28 protein-coding genes are annotated in these 23,613 nt (G+C 72.3%); 21 read left to right on the top strand and 7 right to left on the bottom strand.

Features of this window, described 5'->3' with window-relative positions:
* Positions 1-77: 77 nt before the first annotated feature.
* The 10 genes from hisD (at position 78) to MB828_RS46030 (ending at position 7,748) form a co-directional block, all read left to right on the top strand.
* Positions 78-1,403, top strand: coding sequence for a histidinol dehydrogenase (gene hisD, locus MB828_RS46075; RefSeq protein WP_301653364.1), 1,326 nt, complete (start codon positions 78-80; stop codon positions 1,401-1,403).
* Complete coding sequence (locus MB828_RS46070) at positions 1,400-2,509, top strand: histidinol-phosphate transaminase (protein ID WP_301653363.1); 1,110 nt, start codon at positions 1,400-1,402, stop codon at positions 2,507-2,509. Before hisD ends, MB828_RS46070 begins: the two co-directional genes overlap by 4 nt.
* Positions 2,506-3,099 (top strand): imidazoleglycerol-phosphate dehydratase HisB, encoded by a 594-nt coding sequence (gene hisB / locus MB828_RS46065; protein WP_133028294.1) that lies wholly within the window; start codon positions 2,506-2,508, stop codon positions 3,097-3,099. Before MB828_RS46070 ends, hisB begins: the two co-directional genes overlap by 4 nt.
* Complete coding sequence (locus MB828_RS46060; protein WP_046729563.1) at positions 3,096-3,260, top strand: hypothetical protein; 165 nt, start codon at positions 3,096-3,098, stop codon at positions 3,258-3,260. The genes hisB and MB828_RS46060 overlap by 4 nt, the downstream gene beginning before the upstream one ends.
* Positions 3,257-3,898, top strand: coding sequence for an imidazole glycerol phosphate synthase subunit HisH (gene hisH / locus MB828_RS46055; protein ID WP_133028295.1), 642 nt, complete (start codon positions 3,257-3,259; stop codon positions 3,896-3,898). The genes MB828_RS46060 and hisH overlap by 4 nt, the downstream gene beginning before the upstream one ends.
* On the top strand, positions 3,895-4,629 hold the full coding sequence (gene priA / locus MB828_RS46050) for a bifunctional 1-(5-phosphoribosyl)-5-((5-phosphoribosylamino)methylideneamino)imidazole-4-carboxamide isomerase/phosphoribosylanthranilate isomerase PriA (protein WP_133028296.1): 735 nt from the start codon (positions 3,895-3,897) through the stop codon (positions 4,627-4,629). The genes hisH and priA overlap by 4 nt, the downstream gene beginning before the upstream one ends.
* Positions 4,626-5,030 (top strand): RidA family protein, encoded by a 405-nt coding sequence (locus tag MB828_RS46045; RefSeq protein WP_301653362.1) that lies wholly within the window; start codon positions 4,626-4,628, stop codon positions 5,028-5,030. The genes priA and MB828_RS46045 overlap by 4 nt, the downstream gene beginning before the upstream one ends.
* Entirely contained in the window at positions 5,027-5,782 is a 756-nt protein-coding gene (gene hisF, locus MB828_RS46040; RefSeq protein WP_301653361.1) for an imidazole glycerol phosphate synthase subunit HisF, read from the top strand. The genes MB828_RS46045 and hisF overlap by 4 nt, the downstream gene beginning before the upstream one ends.
* Before the next feature lie 118 nt (positions 5,783-5,900).
* Positions 5,901-6,476, top strand: coding sequence for an ArsR/SmtB family transcription factor (locus MB828_RS46035; RefSeq protein WP_301653360.1), 576 nt, complete (start codon positions 5,901-5,903; stop codon positions 6,474-6,476).
* Positions 6,477-6,491: 15 nt separating this feature from the next.
* The gene (locus MB828_RS46030; protein WP_301653359.1) at positions 6,492-7,748 is read left to right on the top strand and encodes an MFS transporter; all 1,257 of its coding nucleotides are present in this window, start codon (positions 6,492-6,494) and stop codon (positions 7,746-7,748) included.
* A gap of 6 nt (positions 7,749-7,754) precedes the next feature.
* Here the strand turns inward: MB828_RS46030 and MB828_RS46025 are convergent, their stop codons facing one another.
* Together MB828_RS46025 and MB828_RS46020 are read right to left on the bottom strand one after the other, a co-directional pair.
* Entirely contained in the window at positions 7,755-8,153 is a 399-nt protein-coding gene (locus tag MB828_RS46025) for a VOC family protein (protein ID WP_301653358.1), read from the bottom strand.
* Positions 8,154-8,163: 10 nt separating this feature from the next.
* On the bottom strand, positions 8,164-8,799 hold the full coding sequence (locus MB828_RS46020) for a TIGR03085 family metal-binding protein (RefSeq protein ID WP_133028302.1): 636 nt from the start codon (positions 8,797-8,799) through the stop codon (positions 8,164-8,166).
* A 73-nt stretch (positions 8,800-8,872) separates the two neighbouring features.
* On the opposite strand from MB828_RS46020, the gene hisI reads away from it, so the two are divergent.
* The 11 genes from hisI (at position 8,873) to lgt (ending at position 17,845) form a co-directional block, all read left to right on the top strand.
* Positions 8,873-9,304 (top strand): phosphoribosyl-AMP cyclohydrolase, encoded by a 432-nt coding sequence (gene hisI, locus MB828_RS46015; protein ID WP_430381526.1) that lies wholly within the window; start codon positions 8,873-8,875, stop codon positions 9,302-9,304.
* 11 nt (positions 9,305-9,315) lie between these two features.
* On the top strand, positions 9,316-10,803 hold the full coding sequence (locus MB828_RS46010; protein WP_301653357.1) for an anthranilate synthase component I: 1,488 nt from the start codon (positions 9,316-9,318) through the stop codon (positions 10,801-10,803).
* Positions 10,804-10,875: 72 nt separating this feature from the next.
* The gene (locus tag MB828_RS46005) at positions 10,876-11,520 is read left to right on the top strand and encodes a TIGR02234 family membrane protein (protein WP_301653356.1); all 645 of its coding nucleotides are present in this window, start codon (positions 10,876-10,878) and stop codon (positions 11,518-11,520) included.
* Positions 11,521-11,742: 222 nt separating this feature from the next.
* Positions 11,743-12,009, top strand: a complete 267-nt coding sequence (locus MB828_RS46000) for an HGxxPAAW family protein (RefSeq protein ID WP_133028306.1) — start codon at positions 11,743-11,745, stop codon at positions 12,007-12,009.
* An 80-nt stretch (positions 12,010-12,089) separates the two neighbouring features.
* Positions 12,090-12,536 carry a DUF2752 domain-containing protein gene (locus MB828_RS45995; protein ID WP_301653355.1) on the top strand — a complete coding sequence of 149 codons (447 nt, stop codon included), beginning with the start codon at positions 12,090-12,092 and terminating at the stop codon, positions 12,534-12,536.
* Positions 12,537-12,682: 146 nt separating this feature from the next.
* Positions 12,683-13,492 (top strand): indole-3-glycerol phosphate synthase TrpC, encoded by an 810-nt coding sequence (trpC, locus tag MB828_RS45990; protein ID WP_133028308.1) that lies wholly within the window; start codon positions 12,683-12,685, stop codon positions 13,490-13,492.
* A 21-nt stretch (positions 13,493-13,513) separates the two neighbouring features.
* Positions 13,514-13,714: a tryptophan biosynthesis modulator TrpM gene (gene trpM, locus MB828_RS47070; RefSeq protein WP_430381525.1), complete on the top strand. Its 201-nt coding sequence runs from the start codon at positions 13,514-13,516 to the stop codon at positions 13,712-13,714.
* A 77-nt stretch (positions 13,715-13,791) separates the two neighbouring features.
* Positions 13,792-15,075 carry a tryptophan synthase subunit beta gene (gene trpB / locus MB828_RS45985; RefSeq protein WP_133028310.1) on the top strand — a complete coding sequence of 428 codons (1,284 nt, stop codon included), beginning with the start codon at positions 13,792-13,794 and terminating at the stop codon, positions 15,073-15,075.
* On the top strand, positions 15,072-15,890 hold the full coding sequence (gene trpA / locus MB828_RS45980; protein WP_301653354.1) for a tryptophan synthase subunit alpha: 819 nt from the start codon (positions 15,072-15,074) through the stop codon (positions 15,888-15,890). The genes trpB and trpA overlap by 4 nt, the downstream gene beginning before the upstream one ends.
* A gap of 102 nt (positions 15,891-15,992) precedes the next feature.
* Complete coding sequence (locus MB828_RS45975; RefSeq protein ID WP_133028312.1) at positions 15,993-16,769, top strand: DsbA family protein; 777 nt, start codon at positions 15,993-15,995, stop codon at positions 16,767-16,769.
* Positions 16,770-16,861: 92 nt separating this feature from the next.
* Positions 16,862-17,845 (top strand): prolipoprotein diacylglyceryl transferase, encoded by a 984-nt coding sequence (lgt, locus tag MB828_RS45970; protein ID WP_301653353.1) that lies wholly within the window; start codon positions 16,862-16,864, stop codon positions 17,843-17,845.
* 162 nt (positions 17,846-18,007) lie between these two features.
* On the opposite strand, the gene MB828_RS45965 is transcribed toward lgt, so the two are convergent.
* From MB828_RS45965 to MB828_RS45945, 5 genes are read right to left on the bottom strand one after another with little or no spacing between them, the layout of a single operon-like run.
* The gene (locus tag MB828_RS45965; RefSeq protein ID WP_301653352.1) at positions 18,008-18,829 is read right to left on the bottom strand and encodes an HpcH/HpaI aldolase/citrate lyase family protein; all 822 of its coding nucleotides are present in this window, start codon (positions 18,827-18,829) and stop codon (positions 18,008-18,010) included.
* A complete protein-coding gene (locus tag MB828_RS45960) occupies positions 18,826-20,028 on the bottom strand; it encodes a CaiB/BaiF CoA transferase family protein (RefSeq protein WP_301653351.1) in 1,203 nt (400 codons plus the stop codon). The genes MB828_RS45965 and MB828_RS45960 overlap by 4 nt, the downstream gene beginning before the upstream one ends.
* Positions 20,025-20,918: a ribokinase gene (gene rbsK / locus MB828_RS45955; RefSeq protein ID WP_301653350.1), complete on the bottom strand. Its 894-nt coding sequence runs from the start codon at positions 20,916-20,918 to the stop codon at positions 20,025-20,027. Before rbsK ends, MB828_RS45960 begins: the two co-directional genes overlap by 4 nt.
* Positions 20,915-22,450, bottom strand: coding sequence for an ADP-ribosylglycohydrolase family protein (locus MB828_RS45950; protein WP_301653349.1), 1,536 nt, complete (start codon positions 22,448-22,450; stop codon positions 20,915-20,917). The genes rbsK and MB828_RS45950 overlap by 4 nt, the downstream gene beginning before the upstream one ends.
* On the bottom strand, positions 22,438-23,613 hold the full coding sequence (locus MB828_RS45945; RefSeq protein ID WP_301653348.1) for an ADP-ribosylglycohydrolase family protein: 1,176 nt from the start codon (positions 23,611-23,613) through the stop codon (positions 22,438-22,440). Before MB828_RS45945 ends, MB828_RS45950 begins: the two co-directional genes overlap by 13 nt.

Raw genomic sequence — 23,613 nt, 5'->3', positions numbered from 1 at the left:
AGCCGTTGGCCCGCGTTCTGTATCAGCCATTGATACGCGCGCACCGTCTGTCACACCGGTCTGCGAGAATTGGTTCCGTGATCTCCCGAATCGATCTGCGCGGCGACGCCCTTCCCGAGGGACCCGCCCTGCGCGACCTGCTGCCCCGAGCCGACTTCGACGTCTCGGCCGCCCTGGAGAAGGTGCGTCCGATCTGCGAGGCCGTGCATCATCGGGGCGACGCGGCGCTGATCGACTTCGCCGAGAAGTTCGACGGGGTCACGCTGGAGCAGGTGCGGGTCCCCGCCGCGGCGCTGGAGAAGGCCCTCGCCGAGCTCGACCCGGCGGTGCGCGCGGCCCTGGAGGAGTCCATCCGGCGCGCCCGTCTCGTCCACCGCGAACAGCGTCGTACGACCCACACGACCCAGGTCGTGCCCGGTGGCTCGGTCACCGAGAAGTGGGTGCCGGTCGACCGGGTCGGGCTGTACGCGCCCGGCGGCCGCTCGGTCTACCCCTCCTCCGTGATCATGAACGCGGTGCCCGCGCAGGAGGCCGGCGTCGCGTCCATCGCGCTCGCCTCGCCGCCGCAGGCCGACTTCGGGGGCCTGCCGCACCCCACGATCCTCGCCGCCTGCGCCCTGCTCGGCGTCGACGAGGTGTACGCGGCCGGCGGCGCCACGGCCGTCGCGATGTTCGCCCACGGCACCGAGTCCTGCCCGCCCGCCGACATGGTCACCGGCCCCGGCAACATCTGGGTGGCCGCCGCCAAGCGCTACTTCACCGGAAAGATCGGCATCGACGCCGAGGCCGGCCCGACCGAGATCGCCGTCCTCGCGGACTCCACCGCGGACCCGGTGCACGTCGCCGCCGACCTGATCAGCCAGGCCGAGCACGACCCGCTGGCCGCGGCCGTCCTGGTCACCGACTCGGCCGAGCTCGCCGACGCGGTCGAGCGCGAGCTGACCCCCCAGGTCGCCGCGACCCGGCACGTCGACGACCGGATCGTGCCGGCCCTGAAGGGCAGGCAGTCCGCGATCGTCCTGGTCGACGGGATCGAGGAGGGCCTGCGGGTCGTCGACGCGTACGGCGCCGAGCACCTGGAGATCCAGACCGCCGACGCCGCCGCGGTCGCCGACCGGGTCAGGAACGCGGGCGCGATCTTCATCGGCCCCTGGGCGCCGGTCTCCCTCGGGGACTACGCGGCGGGCTCCAACCACGTGCTGCCCACCGGCGGCTGCGCCTGCCACTCCTCGGGCCTGTCCGTCCAGTCCTTCCTGCGCGGCATCCACATCGTCGACTACACGAAGGACGCGCTGGCCGAGGTCGCGCACCACGTGGTCACGCTGGCGGAGGCGGAGGACCTGCCCGCGCACGGCGCGGCGATCAAGGCAAGGTTCGGGTGGAAGGTACCGGCGAGCAAGTGAACTTCGGAATCGACGATCTCCCCGTACGGGACGAGCTGCGCGGCAAGTCCCCCTACGGCGCGCCCCAGCTGGACGTCCCGGTCCGGCTGAACACGAACGAGAACCCGTACCCCCTGCCCGAGCCCCTGGTGGAGCGGATCACCGAGCGGGTCCGCGAGGCCGCCCGCGACCTGAACCGCTACCCCGACCGGGACGCGGTGCAGCTCCGCACCGAGCTGGCCAGGTACCTGACGAAGACCGGCAACCACCCGCTCTCCCTCGAGAACGTCTGGGCGGCCAACGGCTCCAACGAGGTCATCCAGCAGCTGTTGCAGACCTTCGGCGGTCCCGGCCGTTCGGCGATCGGCTTCGAGCCGTCGTACTCGATGCACGGGCTCATCGCGCGCGGCACCGGCACGCGCTGGCTCTCCGGTCCGCGGGGCGCCGACTTCACCATCGACACCGAGGCCGCCACGCGCGCGATCGCCGAGCACCGGCCCGACGTCGTGTTCATCACCACCCCCAACAACCCCACCGGCAACGCGGTACCGCCCGAGACGGTCCTCGCGCTGTACGAGGCGGCCCAGGCGGCCAGGCCGTCAATGGTCGTCGTCGACGAGGCGTACGTCGAGTTCAGCCACGGCGACTCGCTGCTGCCCCTGCTCGAAGGTCGGCCGAATCTCGTCGTCTCCCGCACCATGTCCAAGGCCTTCGGCGCGGCCGGCCTGCGCCTCGGCTATCTCGCCGCGCACCCCGCGGTGGTGGACGCGGTCCAGCTCGTACGACTGCCGTACCACCTGTCGGCGATCACCCAGGCGACCGCCCTGGCCGCCCTGGAGCACACCGACACGCTGCTGAAGTACGTGGAGCAGCTGAAGGCCGAGCGCGACCGGCTGGTGACCGAGATGCGGGCGCTGGGCCTGGAGGTCACCGAGTCCGACGCCAACTTCGTGCAGTTCGGGCGGTTCGCGGACCCGCACGGCGTGTGGCAGAAGATCCTCGACCGGGGGGTCCTCGTCCGGGACAACGGCGTGCCCGGCTTCCTGCGCGTGTCCGCCGGAACCCCCGAAGAGAACGACGCGTTCCTCGACGCGGTACGTGAAGTCAAGAAGGAGCTGGACGCATGACCCGCGTAGGGCGCGTGGAGCGCACCACCAAGGAGACCTCGGTCCTGGTCGAGATCGACCTCGACGGCACCGGCAAGACCGACATCAAGACGGGCGTCGGCTTCTACGACCACATGCTCGACCAGCTCGGCCGGCACGGTCTGTTCGACCTCACCGTCAAGACCGACGGCGACCTGCACATCGACTCGCACCACACCATCGAGGACACCGCCCTCGCCCTCGGCGCCGCCTTCAAGCAGGCCCTCGGCGACAAGGTCGGCATCTACCGGTTCGGCAACTGCACGGTCCCGCTGGACGAGTCCCTCGCCCAGGTCACCGTCGACCTGTCCGGCCGCCCGTACCTCGTGCACACCGAGCCGGAGAAGATGGCTCCGATGATCGGCGAGTACGACACCACGATGACCCGGCACATCCTGGAGTCCTTCGTCGCCCAGGCGCAGATCGCCCTGCACGTGCACGTGCCCTACGGACGCAACGCCCACCACATCGTGGAGTGCCAGTTCAAGGCGCTGGCCCGGGCCCTGCGCTACGCCTCCGAGCGCGACCCGCGCGCGGCCGGCATCCTCCCCTCCACGAAGGGCGCGCTGTGAACGGCCTCTCGACCGTCCTGATCGTCGTCGGCCTGTTCCTGGTCGGCGGCATCATCTCCTTCGTCAAGCAGAAGATGCCCACCAGCCTGATCGTGCTGCTCTCGATAGGCGCCGCGATGTGCCTGGTGGCGGGTGTCATGAGGCTGGAGGTGTGGAATTGACCGCGCCCAAGAGCGTGGTGGTCTTCGACTACGGCTTCGGCAACGTCCGGTCCGCGGAGCGGGCCCTCGCCCGTACCGGGGCCGACGTCGAGATCACCCGTGACTACGACAGGGCGATGAACGCGGACGGCCTGCTGGTGCCGGGCGTCGGCGCCTTCGCCGCGTGCATGAAGGGCCTCAAGGAGGCCCGCGGGGACTGGATCATCGACCGCCGGCTGTCCGGCGGACGGCCCGTGATGGGCATCTGCGTCGGCATGCAGGTCCTGTTCGCGCGCGGCATCGAGCACGGCGTGGAGACCGAGGGTCTGGACGAGTGGCCCGGCTCGGTCGAGCCGCTCCAGGCCGAGATCGTGCCCCACATGGGCTGGAACACCGTGGACGCACCGGCCGGCTCCGAGCTGTTCGCCGGTCTGGACGCGGACGCGCGCTTCTACTTCGTGCACTCCTACGCCGTCCACGACTGGTCGCTGGAGGTGCACAACCCGACGCTGCACGCGCCCAGGGTGACCTGGTCGACGCACGGCAAGCCGTTCGTCGCGGCCGTCGAGAACGGCGCCCTGTGGGCCACCCAGTTCCACCCCGAGAAGTCCGGCGACGCCGGCGCCCAGCTCCTCACCAACTGGATCGGAACACTGTGAGCACGCTCGAACTCCTCCCCGCCGTCGACGTCCGTGACGGCCAGGCCGTCCGCCTCGTGCACGGCGAGTCGGGCTCCGAGACCTCCTACGGCTCCCCGCTCGAGGCCGCCCTCTCCTGGCAGCGGTCGGGCGCCGAGTGGCTGCACCTGGTCGACCTGGACGCCGCGTTCGGCACGGGCGACAACCGCGCCCTGGTCGCCGAGGTCGCGGATCGCCTGAACGAACTGCACGTCAAGGTCGAGCTGTCCGGAGGCATCCGGGACGACGCCACGCTGGCCGCCGCGCTCGCCACCGGCTGCACCCGGGTCAACCTCGGGACGGCCGCCCTGGAGTCCCCCGAGTGGGTCGCCAAGGTCATCGCCGAGCACGGCGACAAGATCGCGGTCGGTCTGGACGTACGCGGTACGACCCTCAGGGGCCGCGGCTGGACCCGCGACGGCGGCGACCTCTACGAGACGCTGGCCCGCCTCGACAAGGAGGGCTGCGCCCGGTACGTCGTCACCGACATCGCCAAGGACGGCACCCTCCAGGGCCCCAACCTGGAGCTGCTGAGGAACGTGTGCGCGGCGACGGACCGGCCGGTCGTGGCCTCCGGCGGCGTGTCGTCGCTGGACGACCTCCGCGCGCTGGCCGAACTGGTACCCCTCGGTGTCGAGGGCGCCATCGTCGGCAAGGCCCTGTACGCCAAGGCGTTCACCTTGGAAGAAGCACTGGAGGCAGTGTCACGATGACGTCCGATGCCGTGCGGCGCGTGCAGAGCGGAAGTCCCTGGGAAGAGTCCTTCGGTTTCGCCCGCGCCGTGGCGGCGGGCGACCGGGTGCTGGTGGGCGGCACGACGTCCTTCAAAGGCACGGTGCTGTACGGCGAGGGCGACCCGTACGAACAGGCCAAGGTGGCCTTCGCGAGTGCCGTCGAGGCGCTCGGCGAGTTCGGGCTCGATGTCGGGTCCGTGCTCCGGACCCGGATGTACCTGACCCACGTACGGGACGTGGACGCGGTGGGCCGGGCCCACAAGGAGTTCTTCGACGCGGTGCGCCCGGTGTCCACCCTGCTGGTGGTGGAGGGCTTCGTCGACCCGCGCATCCTGGTCGAAGTAGAGCTAGAGGCATACAGAGGAGCCGTGGATTCATGACCCTGGCGGTCCGAGTCATCCCCTGCCTGGACGTGGACAACGGCCGGGTCGTCAAGGGCGTCAACTTCCAGAACCTGCGCGACGCGGGCGACCCGGTCGAGATGGCCAAGGTGTACGACGCGGAGGGCGCCGACGAGCTGACCTTCCTGGACATCACCGCGTCCTCCGGCAACCGCGAGACCACCTACGACGTGGTGCGCCGCACCGCCGAGCAGGTGTTCATCCCGCTGACGGTCGGCGGTGGCGTCCGTACCGCCGAGGACGTCGACAAGCTCCTGCGCGCCGGTGCCGACAAGGTGGGCGTCAACACGGCGGCCATCGCGCGCCCCGAGCTGATCCGGGAGATCGCCGAACGCTTCGGCCGTCAGGTCCTGGTCCTGTCGGTCGACGCCCGCCGCACCGAGTCGGGGTCCTTCGAGGTGACGACGCACGGCGGCCGCCGCGGCACCGGCATCGACGCGGTCGAGTGGGCGCACCGGGCGGCCGAGCTGGGCGCGGGGGAGATCCTGCTCAACTCGATGGACGCGGACGGCACCAAGGACGGCTACGACCTGGAGATGATCGGCGCGGTCCGCAAGCACGTCACGGTCCCGGTCATCGCGTCCGGCGGCGCCGGCGCCCTCGCCCACTTCCCCCCTGCCGTCTCGGCGGGCGCGGACGCGGTCCTCGCCGCCTCGGTCTTCCACTTCGGCGACCTCAGGATCGGCGAGGTCAAGCAGACGCTGCGGAAGGCGGGTCACCCCGTACGGTGACGCGCCACCGAGCTGAAGCCCCGGCGCCGGCGCCGGGGCTTTTCAGCGGGCAGATACAAAAGGAAAGTTGCGCAAAATCTGTTGCGCAACTTTTCTTTCCTTACCTAGAGTCGTGGGCATGGCAAGTTCGGAGAACCGCCGGATCACCGACGTGGGCACGCTGAAGGCTCTGGCTCACCCGCTGCGCGCGGACCTCTACCGTCTGCTGTACCTGGAACGGGCAGCCACGGCATCGCAGCTCGCCGCGCGTGTGGACGAGGCCGTGTCCCTCGTCAGCTACCACCTGCGCAAGCTGGCCGAGCATGGCCTGATCGAGGAGGCGGAGCGGCAGTCGGGGGACGGCCGGGAACGCTGGTGGCAGCCCGCCTCGGACGGTGTGACGATCCGGGACGCCGACTTCCGTGACGAACCGCAGAAGGCCGCCGCCCACCTCGCCGCCACCCGGCTCTTCCATGACCAGCGCGCCGACCGATACCGCCGTTACCTGGACGAACGCCCGGCCTGGCCTCCCGAGTGGAACGCCGCGGTCATCGACAGCGAGTTTCTGCTGAGGCTGACTGCGGAGGAACTCGCGGCCATGAAGGGCGAGTTGGACGCTGTCCTCTACAAGTACGCGGAAAAGAGCCGGTCCGCCGCAGCGGACGGGCGCGAGAACGTCGCGCTGTACACGTACGGCTTCCCGTTCCGGCTCTGAGGAGGGCTCGTCACCGTGACCGCGACCGGCTTACCCACCGCACCCGCCGCTCACCGCCCCGCCCACCGTGATCCCAACGTCCTGCGCTGGCTCGCCGCCTACGCCTGCTCCATGGTCGGTGACAGCGTCTACTACCTCGCCCTGTCCTGGGCCGCCGTCCAGGCCGGCTCGCCCGCGCAGGCCGGGATCGTGATGTCCGTCAGCGCGCTGCCGAGAGCGGTGCTGATGCTGTTCGGCGGGGTGGTCGCGGACCGGCTGGGGCCGCGCCGGGTCGTCATCGGCAGCGACGCGGTGCGCTGCGCGGCCGTGCTCGCCGTGGCCGCGCTGCTGTTCCTGACCAGCCCCGGCCTGTGGCCGCTGGCCGTGCTCGCCCTGGTCTTCGGCACCGTCGACGCCGTGTTCATGCCCGCCGTGGGCGCCCTCCCCGCGCGCGTGACGTCCCACGACCAGCTCGCCCGCGTCCAGGGCATGCGCGGACTCGTCATCCGCCTCTCCTACGTCGTCGGCGCTCCCCTGGGCGGCCTCGGAGTCGCCGTCGGGGGCGCGGCTGCCGCGTTCTGCCTCGCCGGACTGCTGATCGCCGTGTCCGTCCCCCTGCTGGTGTCCCTACGGGTGCGGGAGCTGCCCGCCGAGGACCGCTCCGCCGCCCCCACACGTGCCCCCACCCCCTGGCAGGATCTGCGGGCCGGCCTCACCTACACCCGCCGCCACCGGGTCCTGGCGCCGCTGATGCTGGCCATCGCGCTCGGGGACCTCGGTTTCGTCGGCCCCCTCAACGTCGGGCTCACCCTGCTCGCCGACCGGCGCGGCTGGGGTGCCGCCGGCATGGGCTGGGTGCTCGCCGGGTGCGGCGTCGGGGCCGGGTGCGCCTCAATGCTGCTGACCGTCCGCGGCCGGCTGCCGCGCGCCGGGCTGGTCGCCGCGTGCACGATCCTCGCCGGGTCGGTCGCGATCGGCGCCCTCGCGCTGGTGCCCGGTCTCGTCGGCGCCGTGGTGGTGGCCCTGCTGGTGGGTCTGCTCGCCGGGCTGAGCGGTGCGCTGTGCCAGGCGATGCTCCAGACCGAGACCGAGCCGGGCTACCTGGGGCGGGTCAGCGCCGTCTCCGGGCTGGTCAGCCTCGGGCTCGCGCCGTTGAGCATGCCCGTCTCGGCCGCCGCCGTCGGCGCCTACGGAACCACCCCGGTGTACGTCGTCAGCGCCGCCGTCTGCGGACTCGGCGGGGTCGTCGCCCTGGTCGCGCCGGGGGTGCGCCGGGCCGAACTGCCCCGCTGAGGCCGGTCAGCCCTTCGGCTGGGTCAGCTGGACGAGGTTGCCGACCGTGTCGTCCAGGACGGCCGCGATCACCGGGCCCTGTTCCTGCGGCTCGTGCGTGAAGCGGACACCGAGGGCGCGCAGCCGGTCGTACTCCGCGCGGACGTCGTCCACCGAGAAGACGATGGCCGGGAGCCCCGCCTCGTACACGGCCTTGCGGTACGGCTCCGCGATGGGGCCCCCGCCGGGCTCCAGGAGCAGCTGGAGGTCCGGCTGGGCTCCCTCGGGCGCGCCGACGGTGACGAACAGCGTGCCGCCGCCCAGGTCGAGGTGGGTGCGGGTCTCGAAGCCGAGGATGCCCGTGTAGAAGGCGTGCGCCTGCGGCACGTCGTCCACGTAGACGTTCGTCATCGCGACCTTGATCATCACGCGCTCCTCAGATGCCCAGCTGCCTGGACTCGTGCAGCTTGGCGACCGCGTTCTCGTCGCCGTCCACCGCCACCCGCGCCGCGCTCTGCCGGCCGAAGGCGAACATCAGCAGCTCGGAGGGCTCGCCGGTGACCGTGACCACGGGGGCGCCGCGATGGGCGACGGCCGTCTGCCCGTCGGGGCGGCGCAGCACGAGCCCGGTCGGCACCCCCCGGCCCAGCAGCCGGGCGGTGCGCTCCAGACGGGACCACAGGGCGTCCTGGAAGACGGGGTCCAGACCGCGCGGCGACCAGTCCGGCTGGGCCCGGCGGACGTCCTCCGTGTGGATGTAGAACTCGACCGTGTTGGCGGCCTCGTCGACCTGCTTGAGCTGGAAGGGTGAGAAGCGCGGCGGGCCGGTCCGGATCAGCTGGATCAGCTCCTCGTACGGCTTCGCGGCGAACTCGGCCGTGGTCTTCTCCAGCCGCGGCGCCAGCGCCTTGATCACCGTGCCCCCGGCCGCGTCCGGCCGGCGCTCGCGCACCACCACGTGCGCGGCCAGATCCCGGGTCAGCCAGCCCTCGCAGAGGGTCGGCGCCTCGGGACCGGCGGTCTCCAAGAGGTCGGCGAGCAGAAGCCGTTCACGCTTGGCGAAGGTCGACATACGATCAGCCTACGACCCCACTCACCGTCCGGACAGTGGACACGGTCCGTGACTGTCGGTGCCGCGCGGCACAATGGCAGGCATGACCAGTACGACCGGTACGACGGGCACGTCCCCGTCCCGCGGCCTCGCCCCGGAGATCGCCGCCCGCCTCAAGCGCAGTGCCGACGGCCTCCTGCCCGCCATCGCCCAGCAGTACGACACCGGCGAGGTGCTGATGCTCGGCTGGATGGACGACGAGGCGCTGCACCGCACCCTCACCACGGGACGCTGCACCTACTGGTCGCGCAGCCGCCGTGAGTACTGGGTCAAGGGCGACACCTCCGGCCACTTCCAGTGGGTGAAGTCGGTCGCGCTGGACTGCGACGCCGACACCGTGCTGGTCAAGGTCGACCAGGTGGGCGCCGCCTGCCACACCGGCGACCGCACCTGCTTCGACGCCGACGTACTGCTCAAGGACGGCGGTGACGGCGCCGATTCCGGCCCGCCCGCCTCGGATCAGTAAGGTCTGCCGCCATGGACCTCGAGACCTTCCGCAAGCTGGCGACCGACCGGCGTGTCATCCCGGTCACCCGCACGCTCCTCGCCGACGGCGACACCCCGGTGGCGCTCTACCGCAAGCTCGCCGCCGAGCGCCCCGGCACCTTCCTGCTGGAGTCCGCCGAGAACGGCCGCACCGCCTTTCGATGGTCCCGTTACTCCTTCGTGGGCGTCCGCTCCGCCGCCACCCTCACCGCCCGCGACGGCCAGGCCCACTGGCTCGGCACCCCGCCGGTCGGCGTTCCCGTCGACGGCGACCCGCTGGCCGCCCTGCGCGCCACCATCGAGGCCCTGCACACCCCGCACACCGAGCACCTGCCGCCGTTCACCGGCGGCATGGTCGGCTACCTCGGCTACGACATCGTGCGCCGCCTGGAGAAGATCGGCCCGGGGGAGCGCGACGACCTGCGGCTGCCCGAGCTGACCATGCTGCTCACCAGCGACCTGGCCGTCATGGACCACTGGGAGGGCTCGGTCCTGCTGATCGCCAACGCGATCAACCACAACGACCTCGACACGGGCGTGGACGAGGCGTACGCCGACGCGATCGCCCGTCTCGACGCGATGGAGGCCGACCTCTCCCGCCCGGTCGCCCAGCCGCCCGCCGTCCTGCCGCCGTCCGAACTCCCCGAGTACACCGCCCTGTGGGGCGGCCCCGACTTCCAGGCGGCCGTCGAGGACGTCAAGGAGCGCATCCGCGCGGGCGAGGCCTTCCAGGTCGTCCCCTCCCAGCGCTTCGAGACCCCGTGCACGGCGAGCGCGCTGGACGTCTACCGGGTGCTGCGGGCCACCAACCCGTCGCCGTACATGTACCTGTTCCGCTTCGAGGGTTTTGACGTCGTCGGCTCGTCCCCCGAAGCCCTGGTCAAGGTCGAGGAGGGGCGGGCCATGGTCCACCCCATCGCCGGCACCCGACCGCGTGGGGCCACCCCGCAGGAGGACCAGGCCCTCGCCGACGAGCTGCTGGCCGACCCCAAGGAGCGCGCCGAGCACCTGATGCTCGTCGACCTCGGCCGCAACGACCTGGGGCGGGTCTGCGAACCGGGCTCCGTCGAGGTCGTCGACTTCATGTCCGTCGAGCGGTACTCGCACGTCATGCACATCGTCTCGACGGTCACCGGAAAGGTCGCCGAGGGCCGCACCGCCTTCGACGTGCTGACCGCCTGCTTCCCGGCCGGCACCCTCTCCGGCGCCCCCAAGCCCCGGGCGATGCAGATCATCGACGAACTGGAACCGTCCCGAAGGGGTCTGTACGGCGGCTGTGTCGGCTACCTCGACTTCGCCGGGGACTCCGACACCGCGATCGCCATCCGCACCGCCCTGCTGCGGGACGGCACGGCGTACGTCCAGGCGGGCGCCGGCATCGTCGCCGACTCCGACCCGGTCGCCGAGGACCAGGAGTGCCGCAACAAGGCGGCGGCGGTGCTGCGGGCCGTGCACACGGCCAACCGACTGGGCAAGTAGGCGCCCGGACCCGGCAAGTGGGGCGCTTCTCACCCCACCCCGGGTGACCGTTCGCACCGGGTTCAGGCGATAGTGGAGTACGTGACTGCTGTTCCTCACCCCCCATCCGAAGCCGCCGAACCCGAGCGGTCCGGCCGCCGCAGCCTCGCCGCGGCGCTGCTGCTCGGTGCGCTCGGCGCGGCCGTGGCCCTGCTGTCCACCCGGCAGCGCTGGGCGGAGGGCACCGCGACGGTGGCCGGCGGCGACTTCCCGCTGACCGCCAAGGGCAGCGACGTCACGGGCGTCCCCGCGGCCCTCGCCATAGTGGGCCTCGCCGCGCTCGTCGCCGTCTTCGCCGTCCGCAGGGCCGGCCGCTTCATGGTCTCCGGACTGCTCGCGCTGTCCGGCGCCGGGATCGCCGCCGCCGCCCTGCTGGGTGCCTCCGACGACTCCGCGCTCGACGAGAAGGCCGCCCAGGCCAGCGGCGACACCTCGGCCACGGTCGACGCCCTCAGCCATACCGGCTGGCCGTACGTCGCCGCGGTCGGCGGTGCGCTCATCCTGGTCGCCGGGCTGCTCGCGCTGCGCTACGGCCGGCTGTGGCCCGCGATGTCCGGGCGCTACGAGCGCGGCACCGGGGCGCAGCGGCCGCGGCGCGCGCCGAAGCCGGTGGACCCCGACCGTCCCGAGGACATCTGGAAGGCGCTGGACCGCGGAGAGGACCCCACCGGGGCCTAGGCCCTGTCTGACGCCGTGACCCGGCCGCGGGTACGTCATGGCTGGTGGTGCGGTCCCCCGCGCCCCTGCGGGGCGGGTGACCGGATGTGGTGAATCAGACGCCACCCCCGCGTCCTGCGCGAGCAGGCGTACGGGACAATGGAGGACGAGCGTCCGGAAGGACACGTACGAGCTCGCACGGACGGCCCGTACGACACGCACCAGTCAAACGAGGAGCAAGTCATGGCGGGCAGCAGCCACGGTCACACCCCGGCCGCCTGGACCGGCGTCATCATCGCCTTCATCGGTTTCTGTGTCTCGGGCGCCTTCATGGTGATGGCGCAGCCGGTGGGCTTCTGGGCCGGCATGGTGATCGTGGCCCTCGGTGGCGTGGTCGGCCTGATCATGCGCTCCATGGGGCTCGGCCAGCCCAAGGAGAGCGGCGCGATCTCCTACACCACCACCCCGGCCCCGGTCGTCAAGGCCGAGCCGGCCGGCGTCGAGGGCTGATCCCCGGACTTTCCCGCGAGGGGCGCCCCGGAGTCTCCGGGGCGCCCCTCGCGCGCGCGTGCCGACCGGTACGGGGCACAATGCGAGGCGTGAACGCCGACAGACCCAGCGCAGCCGTCCCGGCGCCCTCCGCCCTGCGCGGCCGGCTGGCCGTGCCCGCGGGGGTGATGGCCGCGGTCGTGGGGGCCTTCGCCTACGTCGGCACCGTCGACCCCAACCAGCCCGGCCACTACCCGGTCTGCCCGCTCTACCGGCTCACCGGCCTGTACTGCCCCGGCTGCGGCGGACTGCGCGGCGCGCACGCGCTCGTGCACGGCGACTTCCTGGCCGCGCTCCAGGACAACGCCGCCGGGGTCGTCGCCTATGCGGCCTTCGCCGTGGTGTGGACCGTCTGGGTGGTACGCGCGGTGCGCGGCCGGCCCGCCCGGATCGAGCTCAGGCCGGTGCAGATGTGGAGCCTGGGCGCGTTGGTGCTGGTCTTCACCGTTGTCCGGAACCTGCCGTTCGGCGGCTGGTTGCATCCTTGATCAACTACTGAAAGTCCAGGTAGTGGGATCGCCGTCAACCGGATGCGGGGCCTGCGCCGTCCTGCGGATACCATCGGATTGACCATGGGTTTCTTACTCATGGGATTTGACCGCCTGGAAGAACCGTCCGAAAGGGGGCCGCTCGCGTGAGTGTGCTCGACGAGATCATCGACGGAGTCCGTGCCGACCTCGCGGAGCGGCAGGCGCGCGTCAGCCTCGACGAGCTCAAGGAGCGCGCGGCGAAGGCGCCCGCCGCCAAGGACGGCGTGGCCGCGCTGCGCGGTGAGGGCGTCAAGGTCATCTGCGAGGTCAAGCGCTCCAGCCCGTCCAAGGGCGCGCTGGCCGCGATCGCCGACCCGGCCGGGCTCGCCGCGGACTACGAGGCGGGCGGCGCGGCCGTCATCTCGGTCCTGACCGAGCAGCGCCGCTTCGGCGGCTCGCTGGCCGACCTGGAGGCGGTCCGGGCCCGGGTGGACATCCCGGTGCTGCGCAAGGACTTCATCGTCACGTCGTACCAGCTGTGGGAGGCCCGGGCCTACGGCGCCGACCTCGCGCTGCTGATCGTCGCCGCCCTGGAGCAGCCGGCCCTGGAGTCGCTGATCGAGCGCGCCGAGTCCATCGGCCTGACCCCGCTCGTCGAGGTCCACGACGAGGACGAGGTGGAGCGCGCGGTGGACGCGGGTGCCAAGATCATCGGTGTCAACGCGCGCAACCTGAAGACCCTGGAGGTCGACCGCACCACCTTCGAGCGCGTCGCCCCCGAGATCCCCGCCTCCGTCGTCAAGGTCGCCGAGTCCGGCGTCCGCGGCCCGCACGACCTGATCGCGTACGCCAACGCGGGCGCCGACGCGGTCCTGGTCGGCGAGTCCCTGGTGACGGGCCGCGACCCCAAGTCGGCGGTGGCCGACCTGGTGGCCGCGGGCGAACACCCCGCACTCCGGCACGGCCGAGGCTGATCACCCGCTAGGCTGACCCCGATGACTCTCCCGGTGCCGACGACAGTGGACCGGTACGCCCGCCTCGCGCGCGGCTGCCGGCCCCGCGGTTGCCGTGCGCCGGCCCGCCGAGTCTACGGCCGCCGCGTCCGCTACGTCATCGGCGACGAACCGGGACAGGTGAACGGACGCCGATGGCAGCGCCCCGTTAGGGGCGCGGGGAACTGCGCGACAAGCCACTGACGGCCCGCAGCCAACGAACAACCCCCCGCCCCACGGCGAACAGTGTTTTTCACACGCACTCACCGTGAGGTTCTGGCATGCCCAGCGATTTCTTCTTCCCTGACCCCACCGGTCAGGTGCCCAGCGCCGAGGGCTACTTCGGCGCCTTCGGCGGCAAGTTCATCCCGGAGGCCCTGGTCGCCGCCGTGGACGAGGTCGCCGTCGAGTACGACAAGGCCAAGAGCGACCCCGAGTTCGCCCGCGAGCTCGACGACCTGCTGGTCAACTACACCGGCCGCCCCAGCTCCCTGACCGAGGTCCCCCGCTTCGCGGAGCACGCGGGCGGCGCCCGCGTCTTCCTCAAGCGCGAGGACCTCAACCACACCGGCTCCCACAAGATCAACAACGTGCTCGGCCAGGCCCTGCTCACCAAGCGCATGGGCAAGACCCGGGTCATCGCGGAGACCGGCGCCGGCCAGCACGGCGTCGCCACCGCCACCGCCTGCGCCCTGTTCGGCCTCGACTGCACCATCTACATGGGCGAGATCGACACCCAGCGCCAGGCCCTCAACGTGGCCCGGATGCGCATGCTCGGCGCCGAGGTCATCGCCGTGAAGTCCGGCAGCCGCACCCTCAAGGACGCCATCAACGAGGCGTTCCGCGACTGGGTGGCCAACGTCGACCGCACCCACTACCTGTTCGGCACGGTCGCCGGACCGCACCCCTTCCCGGCCATGGTCCGCGACTTCCACCGGGTCATCGGCGTGGAGGCCCGCCGCCAGCTCCTGGAGCGCGCCGGCCGCCTCCCCGACGCGGCGGTCGCCTGTGTCGGCGGCGGTTCCAACGCCATCGGCCTCTTCCACGCGTTCATCCCCGACGAGACCGTCCGCCTCATCGGCTGCGAGCCGGCAGGCCACGGCATCGAGACCGGCGAGCACGCGGCCACCCTCACCGCAGGCGAACCCGGCATCCTGCACGGCTCCCGGTCCTACGTCCTCCAGGACGACGAGGGCCAGATCACCGAGCCGTACTCGATCTCGGCCGGTCTGGACTACCCGGGCATCGGCCCGGAGCACTCCTACCTCAAGGACTCGGGCCGCGGCGAGTACCGGGCGGTCACCGACGACGCGGCCATGCAGGCCCTGCGCCTGCTCTCCCGCACCGAGGGCATCATCCCGGCCATCGAGAGCGCCCACGCCCTCGCCGGTGCCCTGGAGGTCGGCAGGGAGCTCGGCAAGGACGGCCTGATCGTCGTCAACCTGTCCGGGCGCGGCGACAAGGACATGGACACCGCCGCGCGCTACTTCGGCCTGTACGACACCGACGCCGAGGTCGCCGCCGACGCCACCGCCACCGCCGAGATCGAGGGGGACGCCAAGTGAGCGGGAACATTCAGCTGCTGGACGAGACCCTCGCCGCGGCCAAGGGCGAGGGCCGTGCCGCGCTCATCGCCTACCTCCCGGCCGGGTTCCCGACCGTGGATGGCGGCATCGAGGCGATCAAGGCGGTCCTCGACGGCGGCGCGGACGTCGTCGAGGTGGGGCTGCCGCACAGCGACCCCGTCCTGGACGGCCCGGTCATCCAGACCGCCGACGACATCGCCCTGCGCGGCGGCGTCCGGATCGCGGACGTGATGCGGACCGTGCGGGAGGCCTTCGCGGCCACCGGCAAGCCGATCCTCGTCATGACGTACTGGAACCCCATCGACCGCTACGGCGTCGAGCGCTTCACCGCCGAACTGGCCGAGGCGGGCGGCGTCGGCTGCATCCTGCCCGACCTGCCGGTCCAGGAGTCGGCGCTGTGGCGGGAACACGCCGAGAAGCACGGCCTCGCGACGGTCTTCGTGGTGGCGCCGAGCAGCAAGGACGAACGGCTCGCCACGATCACGGCGGCGGGCAGCGGCTTCGTCTACGCGGCGTCGCTGATGGGTGTCACCGGTACGCGTGAATCGGTCGGCGCGCAGGCCCACGACCTGGTCGACCGCACCCGCGCCACCGGTACCGGGCTGCCCGTCTGCGTCGGCCTCGGCGTCTCCGACGCGGTCCAGGCCGCCGAGGTGGCCGGGTTCGCCGACGGGGTGATCGTCGGCTCGGCCTTCGTGAAGCGGATGCTGGAGGCGCCGGACGCCGCGGCCGGTGTCACGGCGGTCCGTGAACTCGCCGGTGAACTGGCGAAGGGCGTGCGCGGACAGGCGTGACCCTCGGGGGTGCCCCCGGGCATGACAGAACATTCGGTCACTCGAACGGGTGGACCTGGGACCGGGGAGGCGCGGTGCGCCTCCCCGGTTCGTTCTGGGGGTGTGAGCGAGAAGAATCGTGACGGAAAGCGGATGGCCCGTGAACGGCTGGCGGCCGAGCGCGAGAAGCACAGGGCCGCGGACAGGCGGCGGCGCGCACTGATCGTGGGCGCGAGCGTGGTCTGCGTGCTGGGCCTGGCCGCGGTGATCGGCGTCGTCGCCGCGAACGCGGGCAAGGACAAGAAGAGCGAGAGCTCGGGGCCGGTCGTGGCGCCGTCGGGCGCGCAGGGCAAGGACAGTCTTGCGATCCCGGTCGGCAAGGACGGCGCCAAGGCGACGCTCACCGTCTGGGAGGACTTCCGCTGCCCGGCCTGCAAGGCCTTCGAGACGGCGTACCGGCCCACGCTCCACGAGCTGGTCGACTCCGGGAAACTCAGGATCGAGTACCACCTGGCCACCCTGATCGACGGCAACCTCGGCGGCAGCGGCTCCCGGCACGCGGCCAACGCGGCGGCCTGCGCCCAGGACGCCGGGAAGTTCCGCGACTTCCACGACGTGCTCTACGAGAACCAGCCCGAGGAGACCGACGACGCCTTCGCCGACAACGGCAAGCTGATCGGGCTGGCCGGCAAGGTCAAGGGCCTCGACACGCCGGCCTTCCGCACGTGCGTCAACGACGGCACGCACAACGCCTGGGTGGTGAAGTCCAACCAGGCCTTCCAGGCGGGCGGGTTCAGCGGCACGCCGACGGTCCTGCTCGACGGAAAGAACATCTACCAGGACCAGACCATGACCCCGGCGAAGCTGAAGCAGCTGGTCGAGGACGCGAACAAGGGGTAGGCGGGGGTAAGCGATTCTCATGCCCCTGTTATGGAGCCGTAGCCGGGCTGGTTGCCGTCGGCCCGGTCCGGCACGGTAGCGTCGACCCTGCCATGGAAACAATCGCCTACATTCCCAGCCCTTCGCGCGGAGTGATCCACCTCGGTCCCATTCCGCTGCGCGGCTACGCCTTCTGCATCATCATCGGTGTCTTCGTAGCCGTCTGGCTCGGAAACAAGCGCTGGATCGCCCGCGGCGGGCGGGCCGGCACGGTGGCCGACATCGCTGTCTGGGCGGTGCCGTTCGGCCTGGTCGGCGGACGTCTCTACCACGTGATCACGGACTACGAGCTGTACTTCAGCGAGGGCCGTGACTGGGTCGACGCGTTCAAGGTGTGGCAGGGCGGCCTCGGTATCTGGGGCGCGATCGCGCTCGGCGCGGTGGGTGCGTGGATCGGCTGCCGGCGCCGTGGCATCCCGCTCCCGGCGTACGCCGACGCCATCGCCCCCGGTATCGCCCTGGCCCAGGCGATCGGCCGCTGGGGCAACTGGTTCAACCAGGAGCTGTACGGCCGCGAGACCCACGTGCCCTGGGCCCTGCACATCACCTCCTCCGAGGGCGGCCGGGTCCCGGGCTACTATCACCCGACGTTCCTGTACGAGTCGCTGTGGTGCATCGGCGTCGCCTTCCTCGTGATGTGGGCCGACCGGCGCTTCAAGCTCGGCCATGGCCGTGCCTTCGCCCTGTACGTCGCCGCGTACTGCGTGGGCCGCGGCTGGATCGAGTACATGCGCGTCGACGACGCCCACCACATCCTCGGCCTGCGGCTCAACGACTGGACCGCGATGATCGTGTTCCTGCTCGCGGTGCTGTACATCGTGCTCTCCGCGAAGAAGCGGCCGGGCCGGGAAACGGTGGTCGAGCCGGGCGTCTCCGACGGTGAGGCCGACGGTACGGGCGAGGCCGCTGAACCCGCTGACACCGAGAAGGCTCCCGAAGCCGAGACCGACGCCGAGGGCGAGAACGAGGCGGAAGCCGAGGACGAGGCCGAGGACGAGGTCAAGGACGAGGCCGGGTCGGCGACCAAAAAGAGCTGACCTGCTGCGATACGACGAAGAGGGCGCCCGAGATCCGATCGGGTGCCCTCTTCGCATGCGGGCCGACGGGTCGCGGTCGGCCCGGCACCGCCGGAGAGCGCCGTGGGCGTGTTTGCCGCTGCGGCGGAGAAAACAGGTCAGCGGTGCGGCGGAGAGAACAGGTCAGCGGTGGCTTACCAGGGACAGGGTTCTGCGGGCCGCCGCCACCACCGCCGCGTCGATGAAGCTGCCGTCCGGGAGGGCCTGGGCGCCCTGTTCCGTGGTGGCCGCCTTGATGACGGTCTCCGCCTGTTCCACCTCGGCCTCCGTGGGGAGGTAGGCCCGCTCGATGATCGGGAGCTGGCGCGGGTGGATGGCGGCGCGGCCCAGGAAACCCAGGGCACGGCCGTGGGCGCAGGACGCGGCCAGACCCTTGAGGTCGCGGGTGTCGGGGTGCACCGACTGGGGCGGCGGGGCGAGACCCGCCGCCCGGGCGGCGACCACGATCCGGGAGCGGGACCAGTCCAGGCCGGTGTCGTCCCGTACGCCCAGGTCGGCCCGCAGGTCCGCCTCGCCGAGGGAGATGCCCCGCAGAGCGGGATGGGCGGCGGCGATGGCGTAGGCGTGCTCGATGCCGAGGGCCGACTCCAGCAGGGCGTAGAGGGGGAGGGCGGTGGTCCGGCCGGCGACGTGGTGGATGTCGGCCGGGCTGGTCACCTTCGGCAGCCGCAGCCCGTCGAGGCCGGGGAGACCGAGCAGGGCCGTCAGGTCGGCCTCGGCCCAGGGGGTGTCCAGGCCGTTGATCCGGACGTGCACCGGGACCGGCCGGCGCTGGGTGAGCAACTCGGCGGTGGCGGCACGCGCGTAGTCCTTGCGGTCGGGGGCGACCGCGTCCTCCAGGTCGACCACCACCACGTCCGCCCCGGACGCCAGCGCCTTGGTGACGACACGCGGCCGGTCCCCGGGGACGTACAGCCAGGTCAGCGGGAACGGCACGACGGTCATACGGCACCCTCCTCGCGCAGCGCCCGCACCTGCGCCCCGGTCAGACCCAGCTCGGTGAGGACCTCGTCGGTGTCCGCGCCGTGCGGGCGGCCCGCCCAGCGGATCGCGCCGGGGGTCGCGGAGAGCCGGAAGAGGACGTTCTGCATGCGCAGCGGCCCCAGTTCGGGGTCGGGCACCGTGGTGATCGTGTTCAGCGCCTGGTACTGGGGGTCCGCCATGACGTCCCGGACGTCCTGGATCGGGGCCACCGCCGCCTCCGCCTTCTCGAACTCGGCCAGCACCTCGGCGCGGGAGCGGGTGGCGACCCAGTCACCGACGGCCGCGTCCAGGACGTCGGCGTGCGCGGCCCGGTCGGCGCCGGTCGCGAACCACGGCTCGTCGATCAGCTCCGGGCGCCCGACCAGCCGCAGCACGCGTTCCGCGATCGACTGGGCCGAGGTGGAGACCGCGACCCAGTCCCCGTCCGCCGTGCGGTAGGTGTTGCGCGGGGCGTTGTTGGCGGACCGGTTGCCGGTGCGCTCCTGGACGTAGCCGAGCTGGTCGTACCAGGTGGGCTGGGCGCCGAGCACCGTCAGGATCGGTTCGATGATCGCCATGTCGACGACCTGGCCCTCACCGGTGCGGTCCCGGCCGGCGAGCGCGGTCAGCACGGCGTACGCCGTCGCGAGCGCCGCGATGGAGTCGGCGAGACCGAACGGCGGCAGCGTGGGAGGCGCGTCCGGTTCACCGGTGATCGCCGCGAACCCGCTCATCGCCTCGGCGAGGGTGCCGAAGCCGGGACGGTGGGCGTAGGGGCCGAACTGGCCGAAGGCGGTGACCCGGGTCAGGATCAGCCGGGGGTTCACGGCGGACAGCTCCGCCCAGCCGAGGTCCCACTTCTCCAGGGTGCCGGGTCGGAAGTTCTCGATGACCACGTCGGCGGTCGCGGCGAGCTTCAGCAGCGTCGCGCGGCCGCCGGGCCTGGACAGGTCGAGGGTGATGGCGCGCTTGTTGCGGCCGAGGACCTTCCACCACAGGCCGACGCCCTGCCTGGCCGGGCCGTGGCCGCGGGAGGGATCGGGCTTGGTGGGGTGCTCGACCTTGACGACCTCGGCACCGAAGTCACCGAGCAGGGTGGCGGCGAGCGGACCGGCGAAGAGGGTGGCCAGGTCGAGGACGCGCAGTCCGCCGAGGGGCTGGGGCTGTGTTGTCGTACTCATGCCGTGTACTGGGCCTCGATCTCTGGGCGGTACGGCATCGACGTCGACGCCCCTTCCCGCTGGACGGCGAGCGCGGCCGCGGCGGCGGCCCAGGACAGGGCCTCGCGGACCGGTTTCTCCTCGGCGAGGGCCACCGCGAGCGCGCCGACGAAGGTGTCGCCCGCGCCTGTCGAGTCGACGGCGGCCACCCGGGGCGCGGGGATGACGAGAGGAGCGGCGTCGCGGGTCAGGTAGAGGCTGCCGGCCGCGCCGAGCGTGACGACGACCTGGGGCACCAGGCCGAGCAGCGCGGCGGCGGCGTCGCGCGGGTCCGTGCGCTCGGTGAGTGCCGCCGCCTCCCGTTCGTTGGCCACCAACAGGTCGATGCTGTCGAGGAGTTCGCTCGGGAGGGGGATGACAGGGGACGGCGTGAGGATGGTGTGGACGCCGTGCCTGCGGGCGGCCTGCGCGCCCGCCACGACCGCCGCGAGGGGGATCTCCAGCTGGAGGAGGAGCGTGTCGGCGGACGCGATGACACCTTCGTCGCCCGGGGCGAGATGGTCGACGGTGCCGTTCGCGCCGGGGACCACGACGATCGCGTTGCCGCCCCCGTCGTCCACGACGATGTGCGCGGTGCCGGAGGGGCACTCGATGGTGCGCAGCGAGTCGGTGTCCACGCCGGAGTGTTCCAGGGTCTCGCGCAGCCGGGCGCCGTAGGAGTCGTGGCCGACCGCGCCGATCATCGAGACGGTGGCGCCGGCGCGGGCGGCGGCGATCGCCTGGTTGGCGCCCTTGCCGCCGGGGATCGTACGGAACTCCCGTCCCGTCACGGTCTCGCCGAGGCGCGGCGCCTTCTCGGCGTACGCGACGAGGTCCATGTTCGTGCTGCCGAGTACGGCGATATGGGTCATGGGCGGGTCGCCTCCAGGTGGGTGAGGTGGGCGAGGGCGTCGAAACCGGTGCCGTCGAAGCCGGCGACCGAGGTGGCGAGTCGGTTCTTGAGCGGGGTCGTCCAGCGGTCGGGGAGGGCGTCGGGGTCACCCGCCAGCAGTCCGGCGACGGAGCCCGCGGTCGCGCCGTTCGAGTCGGTGTCCCAGCCGCCGCTCACCGCGCGGGTGACGGCGCCGGTGAAGTCCCCGTCGGCGTGGGTGAGGGCGGCGGCGATCAGGGCGGTGTTGGGGACGGCGTGCACCCAGTGGTGGGTGGGGGAGTGCACGCGGTGGAGTTCGTCCACGACCGTCTCGAAGTCCTCGTGGGTCCCGGCGAGCCGGATCGCGTGGTCGAGCGCGACGGCGAGGCGGGAGCGGGGCGGGACCACGGAGAGGCCGGTGCGCAGACAGGCGTGGACGTCATGGGTCCCGGTGGCGGCGGTGGCGATGACGGCCGCCGTGAACATCGCCGCGTAGACGCCGTTGGCGGTGTGCGTGAGGGTGGCGTCACGGTGCGCCTGCCCGGCGGCGGCGGCCGGATCGCCCGGGTTGGTCCAGCCGTGCACGTCGGCACGGATCAGGGCGCCGATCCATTCCCGGAAGGGGTTGCGGTGCCGGGCGGTGTACGGGGGTTCGACACCGCTGAGGAGGTTGCGGTAGGCGACGCGTTCGGCGGTGAAGGTACGGCCGGCGGGGAGTTCGTCGAGCCAGAGCCGCGCCACGTCGGCGGTGGTGAAGTCACGGCCGTGGCGCTGGAGGAGGAGGACGTTCAGGAGGGGGTAGTTCAGGTCGTCGTCCTCGGGCATGCCGTCGATGTTCTCGGCGAGGGAGGTGGGCGCCGAGCGGCGGTTCCAGGGGTGCGCGGCGAGCAGTTCGGCCGGTACGCCCCGGGCGGTGAAGTACTGGTTGAGCGGCCAGTTGCCGGTGGCCCGGGCGAGGTCGCGGATGGCGTGCAGGGGCAGCTTCTCGACGGGCTTGCCGAGCAGACACCCGACGGCTCTGCCGAGCCAGGCGGCGTGGTAGGCGCGGGGGGCTGGGGGCCGGGGGCGGCGGGTGTCGCCTACCGGCGCGAGCATGGTGCCGCTGCGCCCACCCGTGCCGCCCTGCGACACGCCTGCCCGCAGCTGGGCAGGACACGGCTGGGCAGCGCGCCCCATAGGGGCGCGGGGAACTGCGCGACCCGCCCCCGCGCCCCCGCAGTCGCACGACGGCCCGCACCGCCCTCCCCGTGGCGCGTCCGGCCACTCAGGACACAGCGCCCTGATGTCGGCCAGCTCCGTCGGCTCGTTCAACCTGCTCGGCAGATCCGCGAGTTCGTCCAGCAGGTCCTCCGCCAGCTGCCGCAGATAACGGGACGCCCGGTCCGGCGACGCCCCGGCCCGCGTGGGTGCCTCCGCACCCCCCGCTGCCCGCCACCGCGCCTCGACCGCCGCCGGCTCCCGCCCGTCCTGCCGCGCCTGGCGCAACTCGTGGCCCAGCAGGTCCTCCGGCTGGACCCAGGTCAGGCGGAGCAACTCGGGCCTCCGAGCCGGGCGAAGGACTCCTCGTGGGCACGCCGGCGTCCGAGGTCGCGGGCGAAGACCTCCCGGGCCACCCCGGTCAGGACGCGCGGCGGCTCCCAGAGGTCGAGGCGGCTCGCCTCCGCCACCCGCTTCGACCACTCCTCCGGCACCGGCGAACCCAGTGCCCCGGCGACCGCGCCCGCCATCGTCGCGATGGAGTCGCAGTCCCGGCCGTAGTTGACGGCACCGAGCACGGCCCGCCGGTAGTCGCCGTCGGCCACCAGCAACATGCCGAGCGCGACCGGGAGTTCCTCGATGGAGTGGAGGCGGGAGGGGCGGCGGGCGCCGAGCGAGGGGGAGCGGTAGTCGGGCCCCACCGTGTCGTAGGGGGCGACCGCCTCACGGAGGGGAACGAGCGCCGACTCGAAGTCGGAGTGGCGCACGGCCTCCTCGCAGACGCTCTCGATCGCCTCGCGGGTGCCGTCCTTGGCCAGGGACAGGCAGGCGGTGACGACGGAGTCCGGGGTGGCTCCCGGCGCGGCCCCCGCCGCCACCGCCGCCGCGAAGACGCCCGCCGCCTCCCTGCCGTACGACGACTGGTGGGCGCCCGCGACGTCCAGCGCCTCGGCGTACGCGGCGCCCGGGTTCGCCGCGTTGACCAGGCCGACCGGTGCCATGTACATCGCCGCACCGCAGTTGACGATGTTGCCGGCGCCGGCCTCCCGCGGGTCGACGTGGCCGTAGTGGAGGCGGGCCGCCAGCCATTTCTCCGCGAGGAAGATCCGGTGCAGCGGGATGGTCTCCGCCTCCAGCTCGGGGATCCAGCGCGGGTTGGTCATCAGGTCGGGGACCAGATGGTCGGCGATCGCGTACGCGTCGAGGTGATCGCGGACGCGGTCGTACACCCGTACCAGCGCATGGGTCATCAAGGTGTCGTCGGTGACGTGCCCGTCGCCCTTGTGGTACGGCGCGACGGGGCGGGCGGTGCGCCAGGCGTCGCCGTTCCAGGGGCCGACGATGCCGTGCACGCGGCCGCCGTGGCGTTCGAGGATCTGGTCGGGGGAGTAGCCCTCGACCGGGCCGCCGAGCGCGTCGCCGACGGCGGCCCCGACGAGGGCCCCGGTGATCCGCTCGTCGAGCGAAGCGCCGGTGCTTTCTTCTCCTTTGGGCGTCAT

Origin of the sequence: Streptomyces arenae (assembly GCF_022343545.1) — a bacterium.
Classification (GTDB): domain Bacteria; phylum Actinomycetota; class Actinomycetes; order Streptomycetales; family Streptomycetaceae; genus Streptomyces; species Streptomyces humi.
Note: the sequence above shows the minus strand (reverse complement) of the source record. Positions and strands in the feature narration are given on the sequence as shown.

Coding starts and splice junctions, on each gene's coding strand:
- hisB (WP_133028294.1), top strand. CDS start 2,506: ATGACCCGCGTAGGGCGCGTGGAGCGCACCACCAAGGAGACCTCGGTC.
- MB828_RS46045 (WP_301653362.1), top strand. CDS start 4,626: ATGACGTCCGATGCCGTGCGGCGCGTGCAGAGCGGAAGTCCCTGGGAA.
- hisF (WP_301653361.1), top strand. CDS start 5,027: ATGACCCTGGCGGTCCGAGTCATCCCCTGCCTGGACGTGGACAACGGC.
- MB828_RS46035 (WP_301653360.1), top strand. CDS start 5,901: ATGGCAAGTTCGGAGAACCGCCGGATCACCGACGTGGGCACGCTGAAG.
- MB828_RS46025 (WP_301653358.1), bottom strand. CDS start 8,153: ATGATCAAGGTCGCGATGACGAACGTCTACGTGGACGACGTGCCGCAG.
- MB828_RS46020 (WP_133028302.1), bottom strand. CDS start 8,799: ATGTCGACCTTCGCCAAGCGTGAACGGCTTCTGCTCGCCGACCTCTTG.
- hisI (WP_430381526.1), top strand. CDS start 8,873: ATGGCAGGCATGACCAGTACGACCGGTACGACGGGCACGTCCCCGTCC.
- MB828_RS46010 (WP_301653357.1), top strand. CDS start 9,316: ATGGACCTCGAGACCTTCCGCAAGCTGGCGACCGACCGGCGTGTCATC.
- MB828_RS46000 (WP_133028306.1), top strand. CDS start 11,743: ATGGCGGGCAGCAGCCACGGTCACACCCCGGCCGCCTGGACCGGCGTC.
- MB828_RS45995 (WP_301653355.1), top strand. CDS start 12,090: ATGCGAGGCGTGAACGCCGACAGACCCAGCGCAGCCGTCCCGGCGCCC.
- trpM (WP_430381525.1), top strand. CDS start 13,514: ATGACTCTCCCGGTGCCGACGACAGTGGACCGGTACGCCCGCCTCGCG.
- trpB (WP_133028310.1), top strand. CDS start 13,792: ATGCCCAGCGATTTCTTCTTCCCTGACCCCACCGGTCAGGTGCCCAGC.
- lgt (WP_301653353.1), top strand. CDS start 16,862: ATGGAAACAATCGCCTACATTCCCAGCCCTTCGCGCGGAGTGATCCAC.
- MB828_RS45965 (WP_301653352.1), bottom strand. CDS start 18,829: ATGACCGTCGTGCCGTTCCCGCTGACCTGGCTGTACGTCCCCGGGGAC.
- MB828_RS45960 (WP_301653351.1), bottom strand. CDS start 20,028: ATGAGTACGACAACACAGCCCCAGCCCCTCGGCGGACTGCGCGTCCTC.
- rbsK (WP_301653350.1), bottom strand. CDS start 20,918: ATGACCCATATCGCCGTACTCGGCAGCACGAACATGGACCTCGTCGCG.
- MB828_RS45945 (WP_301653348.1), bottom strand. CDS start 23,613: ATGACGCCCAAAGGAGAAGAAAGCACCGGCGCTTCGCTCGACGAGCGG.